This window comes from Capnocytophaga sp. oral taxon 338 str. F0234, assembly GCF_000192225.1.
Classification (GTDB): domain Bacteria; phylum Bacteroidota; class Bacteroidia; order Flavobacteriales; family Flavobacteriaceae; genus Capnocytophaga.
The window spans coordinates 62959-80766 of sequence record NZ_GL872413.1 but is presented as its reverse complement, the minus strand read 5'-3'; the positions used below and the strand labels follow the sequence as shown (position 1 = coordinate 80766).

Sequence of the window (17808 nt, the reverse complement as noted above, 5' to 3'; positions counted from 1 at the left end):
CCTTGTGTTCTAAATGTACCAGTGGCAGTAAGTTCATAACCTTCTGTGGCGAGTTTGTCCTTTGTTTCATTGGAAAGGGCATCATAATTCTGCGGGATTACCTGAATTTCAGTACCATCCTTGAACTTGAAATAAGGGAGATTATTCTTTATAGTGATAATCCCATGTAGCTTTACCTTTTTACCGAGATGAGCAGTATAGTCCGCCACTTTGGATGTAGAGGCTTCTAAGGTAGGAATTTCTTCTGGAATAGGAGGGGTTATATTTCCGAAAAGTAAGTCCTCTGTAGCATTTTGGTAGATAATTTGTCGTACTACAGGGGAGGATTCGTCTTTTTTGTAGTCAGTAAATATCCCTGTTACGGTCACCTCTTGACCGACTGTTTTAAGTTTATCACTTATTTCAGAGGGAAGTTCTTTGAACTTAGGCGTGAATATTTGTATGAGTGTATTATCAGAGAGTTTGAAGAAGGATTTGTTTCCTTGTATTTCAGCTATATTTCCATGTAGTTTCACCTTTTTACCGAGATGAGCAGTATAATCGGTTATTTTAGCTGTAGAAACTTCTAAGGTAGGAACTTCTTCTGGGGTAGGAGGGGTTATATTTCCGAAAAGTAAGTCCTCTGTAGCATTTTGGTAGATAATTTGTCGTACTACAGGGGAGGATTCGTCTTTTTTGTAGTCAGTAAATACCCCTGTTACGGTCACCTCTTGACCGACTGTTTTAAGTTTATCACTTATTTCAGCAGGGAGTTCTTTGAACTTAGGCGTGAATATTTGTATGAGTGTATTGTCAGAGAGTTTGAAGAAGGATTTGTTTCCTTGTATTTCAGCTATATTTCCATGTAGTTTCACCTTTTTACCGAGATGAGCGGTATAGTCAGCTACTTTGGATGTAGAGGCTTCTAAGGTAAGAATTTCTTCTGTCTCAGGAGATTTCCCGAAATTGAGGTCTTCCTTGCCTTCGTAAACAATTTCCTTAATAGTTTGTCCATTCTTTAGCTTATAATTGGTAAAGGTTCCTGTTACACTTACTTCTTGTCCTTCTGTGTTGAGCTTAGTGATTATCTCTTGAGGGAAGCTCTGAGTGTTATATGAGAAAATCTTTATAAGAGTACCATCAGAGAATTTGAAGTAAGGAATGTTGTTTTGCAGTGTGATATTCCCGTGTACAATGAGTTTTTTCCCTTCTACAAAATCAGCCTCCTTGGCAGTAGAAGCCTCTAATGTAGGGAGTTCTTGAATTTTTGGAATTTGTCCTTTTTTTACAGGAGGAACTCCATCTTGTTCTTCTTTTTCGCAAGAGACCCATAATAGGCCTATCAACATAAAACTGAGTAAAAGTAATCTTTTCATAAATATAGTATTTAAATTCTTGGTTGATAGAATAGTTTTTTGTTTTCTGATAGGAGATTTTGATACCTGTTCAGTGCTACAAAATTAACAATATTTTCGTTATTTTCAAAATATTTTTATTGGAAAATATAAATTAGAAAAGGTCTACTCCCTAAGAAAGTAGACCTTTAGATTATGATACTAAGAAATTAGTTTGTCCATTTGATATTATCAAAAATAACTTGTTTACTAGGGTTAGAAAGTTTTATAGTAATTGTATAACTACCAGTTTTGTTAAACTCTTTAGAGTAAGTAGCTTTAGGCGTATCGTAAGCAAATTTTTTCTTATCAAGTTCTGTTGTACTGTTCTCATCTCCCTCGTAGATAATGAATTCCCTACTCTTTGTATTGGTGTAGAAAGGCTTGTAATCAAAAGAGAAATTCTTTACTCCATTAGGGAAAGTTATTTTAATGTAGCCTTTTTTATACCCATTAAGTACCAATCCCTTACCATCAATAGCATAATCTATATCTTCTTTTGTTTCTGTACGACCTTGAGCTTCCAATTTTACCCCATCAGAACTTTCTTTTTCAACAGCGTTTCCATAACTCTTGGAGATATTAGTGATCCATTCAAAATCAAATATCCCTGATGGTGAAGGATTAGGATTGGGATTAGGATTAGGTTGAGGGGTGGTACCTTGTCCGAATTTTAAAGCATCTTCACTTTCATAAACAAGTTGCTTAATTACAGTGGTAGAATTCTTAGGAGTAAAATCCTTGAAAGTACCTGTTGCAGTGAGTTCCTGACCGTTTGTTTTGAGTTTTGTTTTGGTATCTGCAGAGAGTGCATCGAATACACTTTTTGGTGAATAGAGTAGGATTTTTGTTCCATCTTTGAATACAAAGTAGGACTTTGTTCCATCCACACTAATGTTTCCGTGCACAGTAGCTTTCTTCCCTATAACATAATCACTTGCAGTTGCATTGGCAGCCTCGATGGTGTCTGAAGGTTGAGGTTGAGGGGTGGTACCTTGTCCGAATTTTAGATCATTTTCACTTTCATAAACAAGTTGCTTAACTACAGTGGTGGAATTCTTAGGAGTAAAATCTTTGAAAGTACCTGTTGCAGTGAGTTCCTGACCGTTTGTTTTGAGTTTTGTTTTGGTATCTGCAGAGAGCGCATCGAATACACTTTTTGGTGAATAAAGCAGGATTTTTGTTCCATCTTTGAATACAAAGTAGGACTTTGTTCCATCCACACTAATGTTTCCGTGCACAGTAGCTTTCTTCCCTACAACATAATCACTTGCAGTTGCATTGGCAGCCTCGATGGTGTCTGAAGGTTGAGGTTGAGGGGTGGTACCTTGTCCGAATTTTAGATCATTTTCACTTTCATAAACAAGTTGCTTAACTACAGTGGTGGAATTCTTAGGAGTAAAATCTTTGAAAGTACCTGTTGCAGTGAGTTCATGTCCATTTGTTTTGAGTTTTGTTTTGGTATCTGCAGAGAGCGCATCGAATACACTTTTTGGTGAATAGAGTAGGATTTTTGTCCCATCTTTGAATACAAAGTAGGACTTTGTTCCATCCACACTAATATTACCGTGTACAGTAGCTTTCTTCCCTGATACATAATCACTTGCAGTTGCATTGGCTGCCTCAATAGTATTTGAAGGTTGGGGTTGAGGCTGAGGAGTTATAGGAGGAATACTCTCTGGATCTTTTGCACAAGAGCCTATAAGTAAGCCAAGTGCAAGACTAAATAATAATAACTTTTTCATAAGAATAGTTTTTAATTTGTTGTTTGTATGTCATTAATAGCATTAATATAAAATTGATAATTGTTTCCGTACTTGGTCAGTACACCTGTAATACGTAATTTCCCTGCAGGGACAAGGTCTTTGATGTAAGAAGCATAACTACTGGTTAAAAAAGGAAGAGTACCACTTGCACCATCTGTAAGAGTATAGGTAGTATTATACTGATCACGAGGATTGTGAAAAGGTTTTCCTACATCAGCGGATTGGAAAGAAACATTGTTTAGAATAAGTAGTTTATTCTCTTGCGTAGACTTGTCAAAACTTAGATTATCAAAGCTTGTAGCAAGTTGTGACATAGGAGCCTTTTCAGTGGTAGGTATGATGATATCTTCATACATAGCTGAAGGGAGATTACTTATCTTAGTGTTTCCTCCAGCAGTTTTTCCATGTCCATAGCCTACTTCAAGTAAGGAATAGCGACTGCTGAACCATACGGTAGTTCCCTGGAGGCGAACTTGTACCTTAGTACCTATAGGATATTCGCCATAAAGCCCTTTTTTATCAATGGCTACAGCTATTGTTCCTGATTTGTCAGGAGCTTGTACATAGACCTTTTTATAAAAATTTCCTGCTTCGTCACTGGAAATTACATATCCTTCAAAAGCTTCATTATCATTATATTGAGTAAAAGAAGTGCTGACTTTTGCTCTTAGCTGTGCATAAGTAATTAAGGTGCCTGTGAAGGCTTTGGCTTTGGCATCTTGTTCTTTGGCAAGGTCTCCTGTATTAGGCTTGTCATAATTGGAAACCTTACTACAAGAAGTAAGGAGGCTGAGCCCTATAAGAAATATTATTTTTTTCATGCTGTTATTTTTTAATTAAAGACTTAAGGTTAGATTCAGATAGTAGGTAGTACCATAACCAATGAAATACTTGTTACCAAAAGTAGGATAACCGCTTTTGCGATCCTTAAGCATTGCTTGATAATCTCCCTTACGAGCCTGTTCAAAACCATTGGTTTTGTATTGAGTATTGAGTAAATTGTTTACACTGATAAAGGCATTAAGGAAGTGTCCCTTTATTCTCCATGATTTTCCTGCGGAAGCATTCATAAGAAATAGAGTAGGCAATTTTTCTTGTCGTAACAATCCTCGAACAGCATTCTCATCAACATTAGTATAGCGACTACCTGTATTAGGATCAAGATAGATATTCTCTGTACGAAGACTTGGAGCAATACCAATATAATTATTGTTGAACAAGTTGGCAGTAACTCCTATCCACCAGTAGTGAGGGCTCTGGTATTCTAATCCTAAGGAGTATACTTGCTCAGGTGCTTGTCCAGCATGGTAATCTTTCAAGTATGCTACTAAAGGATCTCCTACAAGTCTCTTGTCGGAGGATTGGAAAAGAATGGGATTATTTGTGTAAGTATATTGATTGATAGAAACGACTCCTGTAGCTTTCCATGAGGCAGTGATTTGCACTTCTGCTCCTAATTCTCCTCCAAAGTGGAGTTTTTCAATATCTGCCATCGTTTGAGTGAGGAACCCTGCGGACTCATCACCAAGACGAGACTGAGTAAAGAAATAGCTTTTTTCAGTAGCATTTTCGAACTTAGTTACATATCCTGTAAGGCGAGCCTTTATATAAGGCATGCGTATAATATAGCTCCCATCGGCAGTAATTTGGGTTTCTGGTTTTAATCGGAAAGGAATAATAGAGTTGGAATTACGGATATTCACAAAAACATTATTCAAAGGTTGTGCTTCTTCAAAGTAACCAGTGTTAAATTGTAAAATATGACGACCAGTGATACTATAGGTAAGTCCTGCTTTAGAACTGAAAGTATTAAAATATTTTACACCACTCTTACCTTTAGAGTCCACATATACAGAGTTATTAGCAAAGAGTCCTTCTCGCTCATAATTGGTACGATTCACACGACCTGCCACATAGAAGTCCGCCTTTCCGTACTTAAAGCGTAACTGTCCAAATACATTAGCTCTTTGTACAGTAGCTTTATAGTGATATTGATATTTGTCCCCTTCTCCAAGTCGTAGGTTTTCAGTAGTGTCATAATTCTCACCTGAATAATAACTCTTATTAAGGAAATATTGTCCTCCTAGTAGGTCATTGATCTGTTGAAAGTTCTCTGTCCCAATGTGTTGATAAGAAACACCTCCGTTAAAAGTAATATTTGAGGCTATTTTAGTAGTTCCTATTACATTAGCAGTAAGAGTTTTGGTATCAATAATATCTTCATTAAGGGAGAACATGCTTTCTCCTCCTGTATTTGTATTTATCTGATAGAGCTTATCCCAATTAAGTTGTTTATTGGCTTTGAAATAGTCTATTTGCCTTGCTGCTTTATCCCATGCAAAAGGATCTCCTTCGCCTGTGGATGCATCATACATATTATAATAATAGGTAGGCATATTAGTGTAATAGGAAGGGTCAGGGTTTTGTGATTTTACGTATTGAATACGAGTATCTCCTACTTGTCCAAACTGATAACCTAAGTGGGCGGTAATTTTGGTGTCTCCTTTATGGTAAGTATTAGAAAGAACAAAAAGAGGTTCTGCAATGCGTTTCATTTTGGAATTACGAACATAGTCTCCTTGCATACCCCAATTAGGATTGTAGTTTCTCCCTCCTAAGGAAATAGTCTCTTGGGTAAGAGGAGCTGATTTTCCACGATTGTTATAGGAGTAAATTCCCATAAGATTAGTGGAGAAGTAAGGACTTGCCTTGTATTCCACTGCAGCAGAAACTCCATAGGACTGATATACCATCCCTTCTATGGAAGGGATGAGCCATGTTTTCCCATTTCCTCCACGATAGGATGCAGATACCATATATCCCCAATTGCTAGGAGTAATCCCTGAATTATAAGTAACCATCGCACGTCCAAAGTAGTTTCGGTTGGTAGTAGTCCCTGAAATACGGAGTCCATTACGAAGCTCAGAAGGGGCAATAGTAATAGAATTACTACCAAAGACTCCCCCAAAGTCATTCTCTGAGGCACCTACCCCAGTAACAATTACTTGACTACGAGTAGCATCATTCAACCCTCCCCAGTTGCTCCATTGAGGGCGACCAGTCTCTACTTTGTTCATATTTACTCCGTTGACAAGTACCGTTGCGGTGCTACTTTGGTAACCGCGAGGTCGGTAGAATACAGGACTGAAATCAAAGGAAGAACGACGAAAATATAAGTCCTGAGAGGATTGTAGGAATCCAGAAATCATTTCTGGACTGCCTTCTTCATCATCCAGTTCTTCATCAGCTATACTAATAGTGGTACCCACTTGTTCTTCAGTGGAGACATTCTCTCTTTGTAGAACAACAGCAGGCAATGAGGTGGGTGCCTGTAAGTCCACTCGTACTTTCTGAAGTTGATATCCATTAGCATGGATACGCAGGATGTAATTTCCCTGTGGAAGGGATAACTCAAAAACTCCTTTTGAGTTCGTTTGTGTGCTCTGCTCCTGTCCTTCTATGGAAACAGTAGCCTCAGATAATGGAGCTTTTCCATCACTGACTTCTCCCTTAAGTGTAATGTTCTGTGCAAGAACAGTCGCACTTCCTAAAAGGAGAAAAAAAGAAAAAATCAAAGATTTCATTGTGCTTTTTTAAAATGAGTTTTGTTTAAAGTATATAAAATTTCCTTCTGCAAATTTACTCTTTTTTTTCTAAAAAAATACTTTTCAAATGTTAAAAAATGAAAGGAAAAAGTTTCTTCTTATAAGAGAGATTTTTATCAATAGGGAGCCTTGATATATCTTTCTAGAAAATTCTTTTGAAGGAGATGGATATATAAATTATAATTAAAAAAATAATGTATATTTGCAAAATAAAAACAGCAATCTTAAGAATCTCTCTTAAATTATGTATAAGGAAGATCTGTATATTACTGTATTGTTAACTATAATAATTCTGTATAATGAGTACAATAGTAATACTTAGAACCCCTCACCTTTTACTCCGTCCTTGGGAAGTTTCCGATGCCGAAGCACTATATACACAAGCACACAACCCTATTATAGGCAAGATGTGCGGTTGGCAGCCTCATAAAAGTGTAACAGAGAGCCGAGAGATTATTGAAATTGTACTTCGCAAGTCTCATTCTTTCGCTATTTGTTTGCCTAACAATACTCCTATAGGAAGTATTGGATTGAATTTGCAAGGAGAAAGCAACCTTCCTGTGGGCGAAAATGAAGCTGAAATAGGCTATTGGCTGGGAGAAGACTTTTGGGGCAGGGGTTATATGACAGAAGTCTCACTATGCATCATACAATATGCCTTTGATAACTTACACCTTACCCAGCTGTGGGCAAGCGTATACAAGGAAAATATTGCCTCACAGCGGGTACTTGAAAAATGTGGTTTTCGCTATCATCATCTCCTTGAAGATTTCTTGTTTCCGCTTATAGGGGAACGACATACGATTTTGGTGTATACATTAAATAAAGAAAAATGAAGATGAATACTCAAGAGATTGACGCTAAAAGTCTGCAAAATGCCTATCGCCTTTTTAGGTATAGAACAATCTTATTATGAGAGTCATTAATCATTGAACATTAACCATTAACCACTCACATTATGTACTCTGTAAATACTTGGCATAAAAAATTTAATTTTGTAATCATTCCTGAAGAGTTTGAAGCTATATTCAGTAGAGAAGATTATGAGTTTGTAACTAACAATATGCGAGTTGATATGGATTATATCAGCACAGAAAAGCAGGAAATTTTTACTGCTTATCAGCAATATTATGAAAAAATACTGCTTCGTGAGGAAAAGTATAATCACAAAATCCTGTGCCCTTTTGAAAATAAGATGCGTCAAAGTATGATTGACCAAACTCAGAAACTTATTTTCCCTGAGGTAATACTCAATGGCAAGGTGTCCGATAAGTATAAGTTGGTGCGCTCAAAAGAACCTTTTATGAATATTGACCCATTTCATCTTCTCTACATAAAGGAAAAAAAATTGCTCTCTACCATCTATTTCGAACCTGAAAGTACGTTTGGGTTGAGGCTTACTTATCCTAAAACCATTAGTCTTGCGGATAAAAATAATAACCTAAGAGGTAATTACGATACAGAAAAATATCCTATATGTGTGATTTTTAACGATATAGTAAATCGGATTAAGAAAATTAGTCATAAAGCAAAGATGGTCAAAAGAGAGCAGTTACTCAAACCTGATTTCTGGATTTCTGACAAGGCAAAGGAGCAAGTAGGAAAGAACTATTATTTACAGCAAATGGGATTGGTGTTTGTTTAAAAATATAGAACAATATAAAAAGGAGAAAAACATAAAAAATGAAAAAAATTGTATTGACTCTATTTTCTTTAGTCGCAATAGCCTGCCAAGAAAAGAAAACTCCTACTACAGCAGCGATAAATACCTCACAAGTGGCTGAGGAAAAAGCCACATCAACGCTGACCTACTCTAATTTGGTAGATACTGCTACTCAAGACGAGGTACAAAAAGCCCTTACAGCAGCAGGGATAGCTGAGCAAAATATAACTTCTTTTTTGGAACAAGTAAATCTTTTCAACCAAACAATAGGTGATAAAGCAGGTTTAGTATCCAAAGGTTTTGTTACTATTGATAGCTTACTTCCTAAGTATGACGAGGTAGCTATACAAACCGACTGGACGACCAAATACCCTACTTTTCAGGGGTATAACTGCCGCTTGACTTCCTTTACGCTCTTGCGTGATTTGATCGCCTTTCCCGATAAAAAATTTGCTAATAAAGGAGGGGACGAAGTACTCTTTATAGACCGAGAGTCTTTACGTAATGCTCCTAAGAAGCTTTTTACCACAAAAGAGGAAAATGATTTCTTTGCCCTCTTTACCGAAGTGCCTACTGCCAATACCAAGGATATCAATGCTCATTTGCAAGCCATGCAACGTGCTTGGAAAGAGCGTGGTATCTCTTTCCACTATAAGGGCGACCCTACCAAGGCATCACTTATCTCAGTGGTATTTCACTCTCAAATCACCCCAGAGGAGAATATGCTCTTTGTTGGTCATGTGGGGGTATTGGTGCCTTTTGAGAGCAAACTCCTTTTTGTAGAAAAACTCGCCTTCCAAGAGCCCTATCAGGTGATTATCTTTGCCAATCGTACTGAACTAAGCGATTACCTGATGAACCGCTATGATGTGGAATGGGAGCAGCCCAATGCTATTCCCTTTATCATGGAGAACGATACGTTAATGGATGGCTATCGTCCTAATCCGTATAAGGGAATAGGTAGATAGAAGAAAAGAGGCTGTCCAAAGATTTTTCGGATAGCCTCTTTAATACAAACATCACTATACTAAAGTTTTAGATAGCTTCTTAGAGCTTCTATATAACTTTCAAAGGCAAGAAGTCCTTTATGAGTAAGGGTGACTTCTGTATTGGGATAATTCTCCTTGAAAGACTTGTTAATAGTAACATATCCTGCAGCTTCTAATTTTTGGATTTGAACAGAGATGTTTCCAGAGGTAGCTTGAGTTACCTCCTTAATATGAGTAAAATCTACCTTTTCCTCAGAGATAAGTAAGGACATGATGGCAAGTCTTAATTGGGAATGTAATAAAGGATCTAAATCACTGAACATTTCTTTGCCTTTTATAGTCAGAATAAAACCTAATGCCGGGGACAAGGAATAGTAAGCATGCCAGTATGGAAGAGAGTAAAGGTAGCGTATACTTCTCATAATGGACAAATAGAGTACTATAAATAAGAACAATACCTATCAAAGAACTTACTATCCAAATGGAAATTCTTAAGTGTAAAGCAATTGCCAGAGCGACAAAGGAGAAGGGTAGATAAATTATCAATATGGCAATACGATAATCCTCCCAACTCGTATAAGGAATAAAGAAACAAATAGTTGCACCTAATCCTGATACCAACCAAAGCCAATCTAAACTATCAGAAATTTTCTTCTCTTTTCTACTTTTTATGCCTTCTTTCATTTTTGTAAAGAAGGAAAAGACAAAACCTAAAGGCATAAGTATTACCCATCCCATCCATGAATAATTTGGATAGTAATTCAAGGTAAGCATAGCAAATTGTAGTACCCCAGCTGCTATGATTAATACACTCCAAAAGATTAGAAAGAAACCATTTTCCTCATACTTTTGCTTTCTTTGTTCTATGATAGCTTGGATGAGTTTTAAGCTATCAGAAGGCTGTAGTTCCATGATTAAAAATTTAAATATTAAATACATTGCAAACGTAAATAAGTTTATTATATAAACCAAATTTTTTGTAAAATAGTTATTAACAGGATAACTATTTCATTTTGATTATATTAGTAATTATTTTCCCATTTTTCCTCTTTCAAATTGATTTGTCGTTTAAAGGAACGTATGATTTGTTCATTTAGTTGAGGGTTTTTATTGAGTTGAGCGAGGTATTCTCGCTGATAGTGTAGGATTGCAATATATTTTTTACGTACTTCAGCGGTAGTGCTACATTTAGGGGTATCCAGCTGGAATTGCCATATATCTTTCTGGTTCTGGAGTAAGAAGCTATTGGTAATACCTTCTCTGTAATGTGTTTACATATATTCCAATGCTATACGTGCAAGTTCTTTACGGATAAATGTCTTAGCTTCTGTATTAGGGAGATGTTCATTATAGTTAGGGAAGGTTATTTGCTTGATGAGAAAAGGCAGGGTGAGTCCCTGTACTATAAGAGTTACCAGTATTACAATAAAAGTCATATATAATACAAGGTTACGATGAGGAAAGGAGAGAGCTACTGCCAAGGAAAGTACTCCGCACATACCAGCCCAACCAAGAATAAGAGGGATGCCTACATTGTTATACTTACGTCCATCAGCTACTTTAATGAAATGTTTTATTATCTGGGTAATTACTACTGCACTATAAGCGCAGAGAATATGTATTCCGATAAGCACTCCTGCCATGAGTACTCCGTAGTAGGTAGCCGTACTTAGAGCGATTCCTTCTTCCTCAATACTTGAAAGGATTTGAGGAAGGCTAAGCCCTATGAGTGAGAAAGCTAAACCATTAAGGATAAAAATGATATTATCCCATATAGCGATTGCTTTATTGCGTAAGGAAGAACCATATTAGCGACCCATGCTATCACTGCTGCTGTGATAAATACTACAATAAAGAAAAAACTAAAAATAATACGACGCCATTTCCATAGTTCCTTTAATGATAGTGCCCATGTATCAGCATAGAGCAAAGGAGAAAGGAAGATAAGAAGTACCCAGTTCGGATCTATTACAATAGTGGGAAGTTCAGGACTGAAACTCAAAGCCAAACCACCCAATACTAACAGTATGGGATAAGCAACTTTTATACGATTAGCAAGCATTGTAAGTCCTACAATAACAGTAAGAATGTTAATAAATAAGGAAAAGATACCACCATGATGCCGTCTTATTTTCTTGAAGGGTAAAAATAATAAAAAATACATATTTGATAAAATGGAAAATGAAAATTCTCTAGAACTTAGAGGATAAAAAATAATGGCATTTCCTCTTAAAGAGAATAAAATATCATTAGAAGTTAATAAGTAAATTTACTTTATACCCTATTTTTTTAATAACATGGAATTAATTGAAATATTTTATTAAAAGAAAAACCACAATATTTTTATGATTTGTACATATATTTAACAGTTAGTGGTTATTTTTAAAGAGAATTACATTTGTTTTCTGCGGAAACAAAATTGTATTGTTTTGTGGAAAAAAAGATAGAAAAGAAAGAGGTTGTATAAGAAAAAAAACGTAACTTAGCGCCACTTTTTAGATAATATAAAAATCATTTATATATGAAGGAGTTTAGAATAGAATCCGATCTTTTGGGAGAATTACAAGTTCCCAAAGAAGCTTACTATGGAGTGCAAACACAGCGCGCCTTAGAAAACTTTCACATTTCAGGAAGTAAAATGAGTGACTATCCTGAATTTATTCGTGCTTTTGCTTATGTAAAATTAGCCGCAGCTCAAGCTAATGCAGCTTTAGGAGTACTTCCTAAAGAGATCGGGGCTGCTATAGAAAAAGCCAGTCATGAGGTAATTGAAGGTAGGTTCAATGATCAATTCCCCGTAGATATGTTCCAAGGAGGAGCAGGTACTTCAGTGAATATGAATACCAATGAAGTAATAGCTAATCGCGCTTTGGAAATTTTAGGATATGAAAAAGGAGATTATGTACATTGTTATCCTAATGACCATGTGAATTGTTCTCAATCCACCAATGACTCTTATCCAACAGCTATTAAGTTAGCCGTGTTCAATATGAACAAGATATTGGTAAAACATGCACAAGAACTTGCTAAGGCTTTCCGTGCTAAAGGAAAGGAATTTGCAAGTGTAATCAAGATGGGACGTACTCAATTGCAAGATGCCGTTCCTATGACTCTTGGTCAGGAGTTTGAAGCTTATGCAGCGAGCCTTGAAGCTGAAATTGCTACCTTGAACAAAACAGCCCAATCCTTATTAGAAATTAATATGGGAGGTACTGCAATAGGTACTGGGCTTAATGCTCCTCATGGCTATGCAAAACTTTGTACTGAAAACTTAGCTAAAGCTACAGGAGATGCTTTTGTCCTATCTCACGACCTTATAGAAGCAACTCCTGATACAAGTGCTTATGTGTTCTATTCTTCAGGATTAAAGAAATTTGCTGTAAAACTTTCTAAGATTTGTAATGACTTGCGCTTACTTGCCTCCGGACCTCGTGCAGGATTAAGTGAAATTAATCTTCCTCCTATGCAACCAGGTTCTTCCATTATGCCAGGAAAAGTAAACCCTGTAATTCCTGAAGTAGTGAACCAAGTTTGCTTTAAAGTAATTGGTAATGATCTTACTGTTACCTTTGCTGCTGAAGCAGGACAGTTAGAATTGAATGTAATGGAACCTGTTATTTGCCAAGCAATTATGGAGTCCATAACTCTTTTCCAAAACGCTTTAGATACACTTAAAGACAAATGTGTGGTCGGTATTACTGCTAATAAGGAAGTATGCCTTAATATGGTAAAGAATAGCATAGGAATTGTAACTGCACTTAACCCTCATATAGGATACAAGAATAGTACTAAGATTGCTAAAGAAGCACTTCAAACAGGAAAAGCAGTGTATGACTTAGTACTTGATCATGGATTGCTCTCCAAAGAAAAATTGGATGAAATCCTTGATCCTAAGAATATGATTGTTGCTAAGTAGATTTGAATACATAGCTTATATAGCAAAAACTTTGTGAGGATTTCCTTACAAAGTTTTTTGTTTTTATATAGAAATATTTTTGTACATTTGCCCAAGAAAAACTATAAAAGTAGCAATAGTGGTAGGAGGATGCTTCTGGTGTATGAAGGCTATCTATAAATGATTAAGCGGAATCAGTCAGCTATTTTTTACCTGAATGAAGAGCAACATAGAATAACAGAATATTCTAAGAGGGGCTCTTAGGAATCATCATTATGGGGAGCTGAATATGAAATAGAGACCCTTCCTGTTACAAAGTCTATCCTGCACAGGAAAATTATCATCAAAATTATTATGAGAATAATACCGATAGAGTCTATTGTGTTTTCACTATAGTGTTGGAAATTAATAAAATACAAGATCTTTTTACAAATAGAAAACCTAAATATAAAAAATTAGAACATGAAGACAGAACTTAAAAAACTTTATGAAGGGAGTCTCCCTGCAGTAACTTTGCTTAAGGGAGCTTTAGAACAAGAACATATCACCCCTATTATTAAAGATCCTATGGCTTCGGCTACTATTGCAGGATATGGAGCTTTAGGTACTGATCAGCAGGTGTTTGTCTTTGAAGATCAATGGGAAGAAGCTAATAAAATCCTTGAACAGCTTAACATAGAGAAAGAAGGATGATAAAACTTATTGTTTCTGATATGGATGGGACGCTTCTGAATAAAAATCATGAGCTTCCCAAGGAGTTTATGCAGGTATTTGATCTGTTGCAAGAACGAAAAATATATTTTTGTGTAGCTAGTGGTCGTCAGTACTTGAGCCTGTTATACTATTTTGAACCTATTAAGAATCAAATAGGATTTATTTCTGAGAATGGGGCTTTTGTACAAATAAATGGAAAAGTAGTCTATGAAAGTTCTATAATTCCCTATCATATCAATCAGGTATTAGCTCTTTGGGAAAAGTTTCCTCAGTTAGCTATAGGTTTGTGTGGTAAGGAGGCAACTTACTTATTACCTACAACGCCTTATGCGGAAGAGCAAGTGAATATCTATCATACTAAGGTTGTGAATATTAAGGATTTTTCTCAAATAGAGGATACTATTTTTCAAATGACTTTATTTGATCCAATAGGAGCTAAAAATCATTCTTTCCCAACTTTCTCTAAACTTTCTCAAGAAGGACTAAAAGTAACACTTTCAGGGGTAAATTGGATAGATATTACAAATGAAGGCGTTAATAAAGGTATAGCTGTTAATGCTTTACAAAAAGAATTGACCATATCTCCAGAGCAAACAATGGTCTTTGGCGACTATATGAATGATTTAGAAATGCTTAGAAGAGCTACTTATAGCTATGCCATGAAGAATGCTGAACCTGAAGTTAAAGAAGTTGCCTCTTATGTAACAGAGGAAGATAATGACAATAATGGGGTGTTAAAAACTATAATAGAAAAGTTAAAAATATCTCTTGTTTCTTAATTGAATAAGATTAATAATTTTATTCAATAGACTATTTCTGCTAATAAATTTTATTTTCCAAATAAAATTAAGAGATTAACTAAACTTTAATCAGAGATATTGACTTTTTATAGATAAAGCGTACTTTTGCCTCGTGGAATTTTAAGCACTCTTTCCTTTTTTAAAAGAAAGAGATAAGTCTTAAAGAAAAAACAGAAAATGCTTAGAGACAAAAAAACGTATCTTAATCTGGTGAGAGATTTACTCTTTTCACTGGGAATAACTGCTTTAATTACTATTTTATTAACTCCTACTTTAGGCACAAGAGATGATTTGCATGCAAGCCTAAGAGTAGATACTCCAAAACAAGTAGGGGTATATCAGAACTTCATTAATTTAGCCAATACTTCTGTCCTTATTAATGATAACAATGATTTTGTCGGTTTCAAAGAAAAGATGGGATACCGAGAGTCACGTAATAACTACTTTATTACCAATCCTTATGGACATATAGGGAAATACCAATTTGGGAAATCAGCTTTAAAATTTTATGGTATTTCTGAAGCAGATTTCTTAAAGAATCCCTCTTTGCAAGAAGATGTATTCTATATGAGTCTGGCTCATAACAAATGGAAACTACAACATGAAATTAATACTTTTGCTGGGAAGAAAGTAGCAGGTGTATTCATCACAGAATCAGGTATCTTAGCAGCAGCTCATTTAGTAGGTGCCAATAGTGTGAAATCTTTCTTCAAGTCCAAAGGAAAGAATTCGTTTGCTGATGCTAATGGAACTTCTATCACTAACTATATGAAAAGTTTCCAGAATTTTGATCTCTCTTCCATTAAAGCTAATAAGTTTGAAGGACAGCGGATTACTACATAAAATATTTCAAACAATATTATTTTCATAGATTATTATTTAATAGGACTATTTAAGATTCTATGGGCTCTCTTCTGGTTATTATTAATATTGGAGCTGTGTAGTTATAGAGAATCTCTATTGAGATTTAGATATTCCTTTCTTTTAATAAGATAAGAACTTCCCTTGAATAATTATGAGGGAGGTTTTTTTATTTAAGTAAATTATTTGGAATTATGTAAATATATTGTAATTTTGCACTTCATTTAGAAATTATTGGTAAAGATGAAAAGGAGTAGAATATACCTATTATATATAATGTTATTTTCTTTGATCATTCTCTCAGCTTGTGAGAGGGATGGCTCGCAGAATAATGAAATACCTCCTAAAAAAGAAATAAAGAAAATTACAGGTACATTTGTTGATTTTTGGTCAAAAGGAGATTGGACAACAGCTCAATGGGAAGAGCATTTTGAGGAAATGAGGGAAATGGGAATCACCACAGCGATAATACAATTTGTAGCTTTTAAGAATAGCAGTAATAATATTACTTGGTTCAATTCAGCAAATACTTTTGCTCAGAATAAGAAGAGTAATTCTCTTACTTACCTAATGGAAGCTGCTCAAAAAAAGCAGATAGATGTATATATAGGATTGTATTTTGATGATACTTATTGGAATCACCAGACAGATGTAGAATGGTTAAAACAACAAGCAGATAATTGTATTTTCATTGCAGAGGAAATAAATACACTATTCAATAGTAATACAGCTTTTAAAGGTTGGTATATTCCTCATGAACCTGAACCAAATGCTTATAATACAGTTGAAAAAGTAAAGTTATTTAAGGATTATTTTGTGAACCGAATTTCGGATAGGTTACATCAAATAAATAATAAGCCTGTTTCTATTGCTGCCTTTTGGAATAGCAAACTCTCTTCTCCAAATGATTTGCAACACTTTATGAGGGAACTTAGCAAGAGTAACTTACAAATTATTATGTTACAAGACGGAGTAGGGGTGGAGCATGTAACCCTTGATAAGCTCGCAATATATTATCAAAGTGCTGAAAAGGGGCTTTATGGAAAAGATTCCTCTTATAAGGGAGAATTTTGGGCTGATATAGAGACTTTTAAGTACCCTCGTGATGAAAGAGGGCTCACTCCACCAGCCGATTTTGATCGTATCTTCCAACAGATTTCAATAGCTTTTAATACGACTAAGTTAAAAAAAGTAGTCTCTTTTCAGTATTATAATGATATGAGTCCTAAAGGGAGTTTTAAGAATAGTGCTACTAAATTAAGACAAAAATATTATGATTATATTCATAATCTTCTGTAAAAAATATATTTTTTAGGATTTATTTTTAGATATTAGAATAGAAAATTGTTGATAACAGAGAAATATAAATTCCTATTTACATGTTAGGTAATAAGTTAAATAAAAAAATGGTTAATAAGTTTTTATGAAAAAAAATAAAAATATTTCTTTTTTTATTTGTTTCTAAAAATATTTTTATATCTTTGCCCCGAATAAATAGTTAGACGTATGAGTACACCAGTTGATAAAGAAGTTGCTTGGGATAAAACCAAGACTATTATGAGTAAGACCGATGCGAAAGGTACTATAGAGTATGTAAATCAAGTATTTGTAGACGTATGTGGTTATTCAGAAGCAGAATTGGTAGGTAAGCCACATAGTATAATTCGTCATCCAGATATGCCCAAAACTATCTTCAAAATTCTTTGGGATAATATTCAGAAAGGAATTAATTTTCATGCAATTGTTAAAAATATGGCAAAATCAGGAGAATATTATTGGGTAATTACTGATTTTGATATTATTCGAGATCCTAGCGGGCAAATTATTAATTATATGGCGAGAAGAACCTCTGTTCCTTCCCAGACAATAGAAAAATATATAGCTCCTTTGTATCAAAAAATATTACAAGTAGAGCAAGCAGGAGGTATTGAAGCTGGTGAAAAATATTTTGGACAATTCCTCAATGAACAAGGAAAAGATTACATTACTTATATAGAGGATGTGATTTTGGAATTTAGATAGAAAGATAATTAAAAAATCATTTGTATATAACTTAATCGTGAAAAATTAAACATCTCAGAGAGTGTCAAATGTATAAAACCTTGGTGTGAGTTTTTATTTTCTTATAATTCCTATTAGGCT

General features: G+C 35.0%; 17 protein-coding genes. 9 read left to right on the top strand and 8 right to left on the bottom strand.

Features of this window, described 5'->3' with window-relative positions; all coding sequences use genetic code 11:
• The 4 genes from HMPREF9071_RS00355 to HMPREF9071_RS00340 all read right to left on the bottom strand — a co-directional run.
• On the bottom strand, positions 1–1355 hold a 1355-nt coding region (locus HMPREF9071_RS00355), incomplete at its 3' end, for a hypothetical protein (RefSeq protein ID WP_009744535.1).
• 188 nt (positions 1356–1543) lie between these two features.
• Entirely contained in the window at positions 1544–3118 is a 1575-nt protein-coding gene (locus HMPREF9071_RS00350) for a hypothetical protein (protein ID WP_009744534.1), read from the bottom strand.
• 11 nt (positions 3119–3129) lie between these two features.
• Positions 3130–3960 (bottom strand): DUF5689 domain-containing protein, encoded by an 831-nt coding sequence (locus tag HMPREF9071_RS00345; protein WP_009744533.1) that lies wholly within the window; start codon positions 3958–3960, stop codon positions 3130–3132.
• 15 nt (positions 3961–3975) lie between these two features.
• A complete protein-coding gene (locus tag HMPREF9071_RS00340) occupies positions 3976–6723 on the bottom strand; it encodes a TonB-dependent receptor (protein WP_009744532.1) in 2748 nt (915 codons plus the stop codon).
• Positions 6724–7043: 320 nt separating this feature from the next.
• Between HMPREF9071_RS00340 and HMPREF9071_RS00335 the strand changes: the two genes are divergently transcribed.
• The 3 genes from HMPREF9071_RS00335 to HMPREF9071_RS00325 all read left to right on the top strand — a co-directional run bounded on the left by HMPREF9071_RS00335 (position 7044) and on the right by HMPREF9071_RS00325 (position 9375).
• Complete coding sequence (locus HMPREF9071_RS00335) at positions 7044–7580, top strand: GNAT family N-acetyltransferase (RefSeq protein WP_009744531.1); 537 nt, start codon at positions 7044–7046, stop codon at positions 7578–7580.
• A 122-nt stretch (positions 7581–7702) separates the two neighbouring features.
• Positions 7703–8389, top strand: coding sequence for a hypothetical protein (locus HMPREF9071_RS00330; protein WP_009744530.1), 687 nt, complete (start codon positions 7703–7705; stop codon positions 8387–8389).
• Between the two features lie 38 nt (positions 8390–8427).
• The gene (locus HMPREF9071_RS00325; RefSeq protein WP_009744529.1) at positions 8428–9375 is read left to right on the top strand and encodes a DUF4300 family protein; all 948 of its coding nucleotides are present in this window, start codon (positions 8428–8430) and stop codon (positions 9373–9375) included.
• A gap of 59 nt (positions 9376–9434) precedes the next feature.
• Here HMPREF9071_RS00325 and HMPREF9071_RS00320 read toward each other — a convergent pair whose 3' ends face one another.
• From HMPREF9071_RS00320 to HMPREF9071_RS12410, 4 genes are all read right to left on the bottom strand, one after another.
• Positions 9435–9719, bottom strand: coding sequence for a transcriptional regulator (locus HMPREF9071_RS00320; protein WP_009744528.1), 285 nt, complete (start codon positions 9717–9719; stop codon positions 9435–9437).
• Positions 9709–10308 carry a hypothetical protein gene (locus tag HMPREF9071_RS00315; protein WP_009744527.1) on the bottom strand — a complete coding sequence of 200 codons (600 nt, stop codon included), beginning with the start codon at positions 10306–10308 and terminating at the stop codon, positions 9709–9711. The genes HMPREF9071_RS00320 and HMPREF9071_RS00315 overlap by 11 nt, the downstream gene beginning before the upstream one ends.
• Positions 10309–10667: 359 nt before the next feature.
• Positions 10668–11150: a cation:proton antiporter gene (locus HMPREF9071_RS12415; RefSeq protein ID WP_371258691.1), complete on the bottom strand. Its 483-nt coding sequence runs from the start codon at positions 11148–11150 to the stop codon at positions 10668–10670.
• Positions 11135–11560 (bottom strand): cation:proton antiporter, encoded by a 426-nt coding sequence (locus HMPREF9071_RS12410; RefSeq protein WP_009744525.1) that lies wholly within the window; start codon positions 11558–11560, stop codon positions 11135–11137. The genes HMPREF9071_RS12415 and HMPREF9071_RS12410 overlap by 16 nt, the downstream gene beginning before the upstream one ends.
• 357 nt (positions 11561–11917) lie before the next feature.
• On the opposite strand from HMPREF9071_RS12410, the gene aspA reads away from it, so the two are divergent.
• The 6 genes from aspA (at position 11918) to HMPREF9071_RS00280 (ending at position 17688) form a co-directional block, all read left to right on the top strand.
• Positions 11918–13312, top strand: a complete 1395-nt coding sequence (gene aspA, locus HMPREF9071_RS00305; protein ID WP_009744524.1) for an aspartate ammonia-lyase — start codon at positions 11918–11920, stop codon at positions 13310–13312.
• A gap of 441 nt (positions 13313–13753) precedes the next feature.
• Positions 13754–13984, top strand: coding sequence for a DUF2007 domain-containing protein (locus HMPREF9071_RS00300; protein ID WP_009744523.1), 231 nt, complete (start codon positions 13754–13756; stop codon positions 13982–13984).
• Entirely contained in the window at positions 13981–14784 is an 804-nt protein-coding gene (locus HMPREF9071_RS00295; RefSeq protein WP_009744522.1) for an HAD family hydrolase, read from the top strand. Before HMPREF9071_RS00300 ends, HMPREF9071_RS00295 begins: the two co-directional genes overlap by 4 nt.
• A 198-nt stretch (positions 14785–14982) precedes the next feature.
• Complete coding sequence (locus HMPREF9071_RS00290) at positions 14983–15648, top strand: hypothetical protein (protein ID WP_009744521.1); 666 nt, start codon at positions 14983–14985, stop codon at positions 15646–15648.
• A gap of 294 nt (positions 15649–15942) precedes the next feature.
• A complete protein-coding gene (locus HMPREF9071_RS00285; protein WP_009744520.1) occupies positions 15943–16965 on the top strand; it encodes a DUF4434 domain-containing protein in 1023 nt (340 codons plus the stop codon).
• 207 nt (positions 16966–17172) lie between these two features.
• A complete protein-coding gene (locus HMPREF9071_RS00280; protein ID WP_009744519.1) occupies positions 17173–17688 on the top strand; it encodes a PAS domain-containing protein in 516 nt (171 codons plus the stop codon).
• Positions 17689–17808 lie beyond the last annotated feature (120 nt).

Coding starts and splice junctions, on each gene's coding strand:
- HMPREF9071_RS00330 (WP_009744530.1), top strand. CDS start 7,703: ATGTACTCTGTAAATACTTGGCATAAAAAATTTAATTTTGTAATCATT.
- HMPREF9071_RS00350 (WP_009744534.1), bottom strand. CDS start 3,118: ATGAAAAAGTTATTATTATTTAGTCTTGCACTTGGCTTACTTATAGGC.
- HMPREF9071_RS00280 (WP_009744519.1), top strand. CDS start 17,173: ATGAGTACACCAGTTGATAAAGAAGTTGCTTGGGATAAAACCAAGACT.
- HMPREF9071_RS00295 (WP_009744522.1), top strand. CDS start 13,981: ATGATAAAACTTATTGTTTCTGATATGGATGGGACGCTTCTGAATAAA.
- HMPREF9071_RS00335 (WP_009744531.1), top strand. CDS start 7,044: ATGAGTACAATAGTAATACTTAGAACCCCTCACCTTTTACTCCGTCCT.
- HMPREF9071_RS00290 (WP_009744521.1), top strand. CDS start 14,983: ATGCTTAGAGACAAAAAAACGTATCTTAATCTGGTGAGAGATTTACTC.
- HMPREF9071_RS00315 (WP_009744527.1), bottom strand. CDS start 10,308: ATGGAACTACAGCCTTCTGATAGCTTAAAACTCATCCAAGCTATCATA.
- HMPREF9071_RS00325 (WP_009744529.1), top strand. CDS start 8,428: ATGAAAAAAATTGTATTGACTCTATTTTCTTTAGTCGCAATAGCCTGC.
- HMPREF9071_RS00300 (WP_009744523.1), top strand. CDS start 13,754: ATGAAGACAGAACTTAAAAAACTTTATGAAGGGAGTCTCCCTGCAGTA.
- HMPREF9071_RS00340 (WP_009744532.1), bottom strand. CDS start 6,723: ATGAAATCTTTGATTTTTTCTTTTTTTCTCCTTTTAGGAAGTGCGACT.
- HMPREF9071_RS00345 (WP_009744533.1), bottom strand. CDS start 3,960: ATGAAAAAAATAATATTTCTTATAGGGCTCAGCCTCCTTACTTCTTGT.
- HMPREF9071_RS00320 (WP_009744528.1), bottom strand. CDS start 9,719: ATGTTCAGTGATTTAGATCCTTTATTACATTCCCAATTAAGACTTGCC.
- HMPREF9071_RS12410 (WP_009744525.1), bottom strand. CDS start 11,560: ATGTATTTTTTATTATTTTTACCCTTCAAGAAAATAAGACGGCATCAT.
- aspA (WP_009744524.1), top strand. CDS start 11,918: ATGAAGGAGTTTAGAATAGAATCCGATCTTTTGGGAGAATTACAAGTT.
- HMPREF9071_RS00285 (WP_009744520.1), top strand. CDS start 15,943: ATGTTATTTTCTTTGATCATTCTCTCAGCTTGTGAGAGGGATGGCTCG.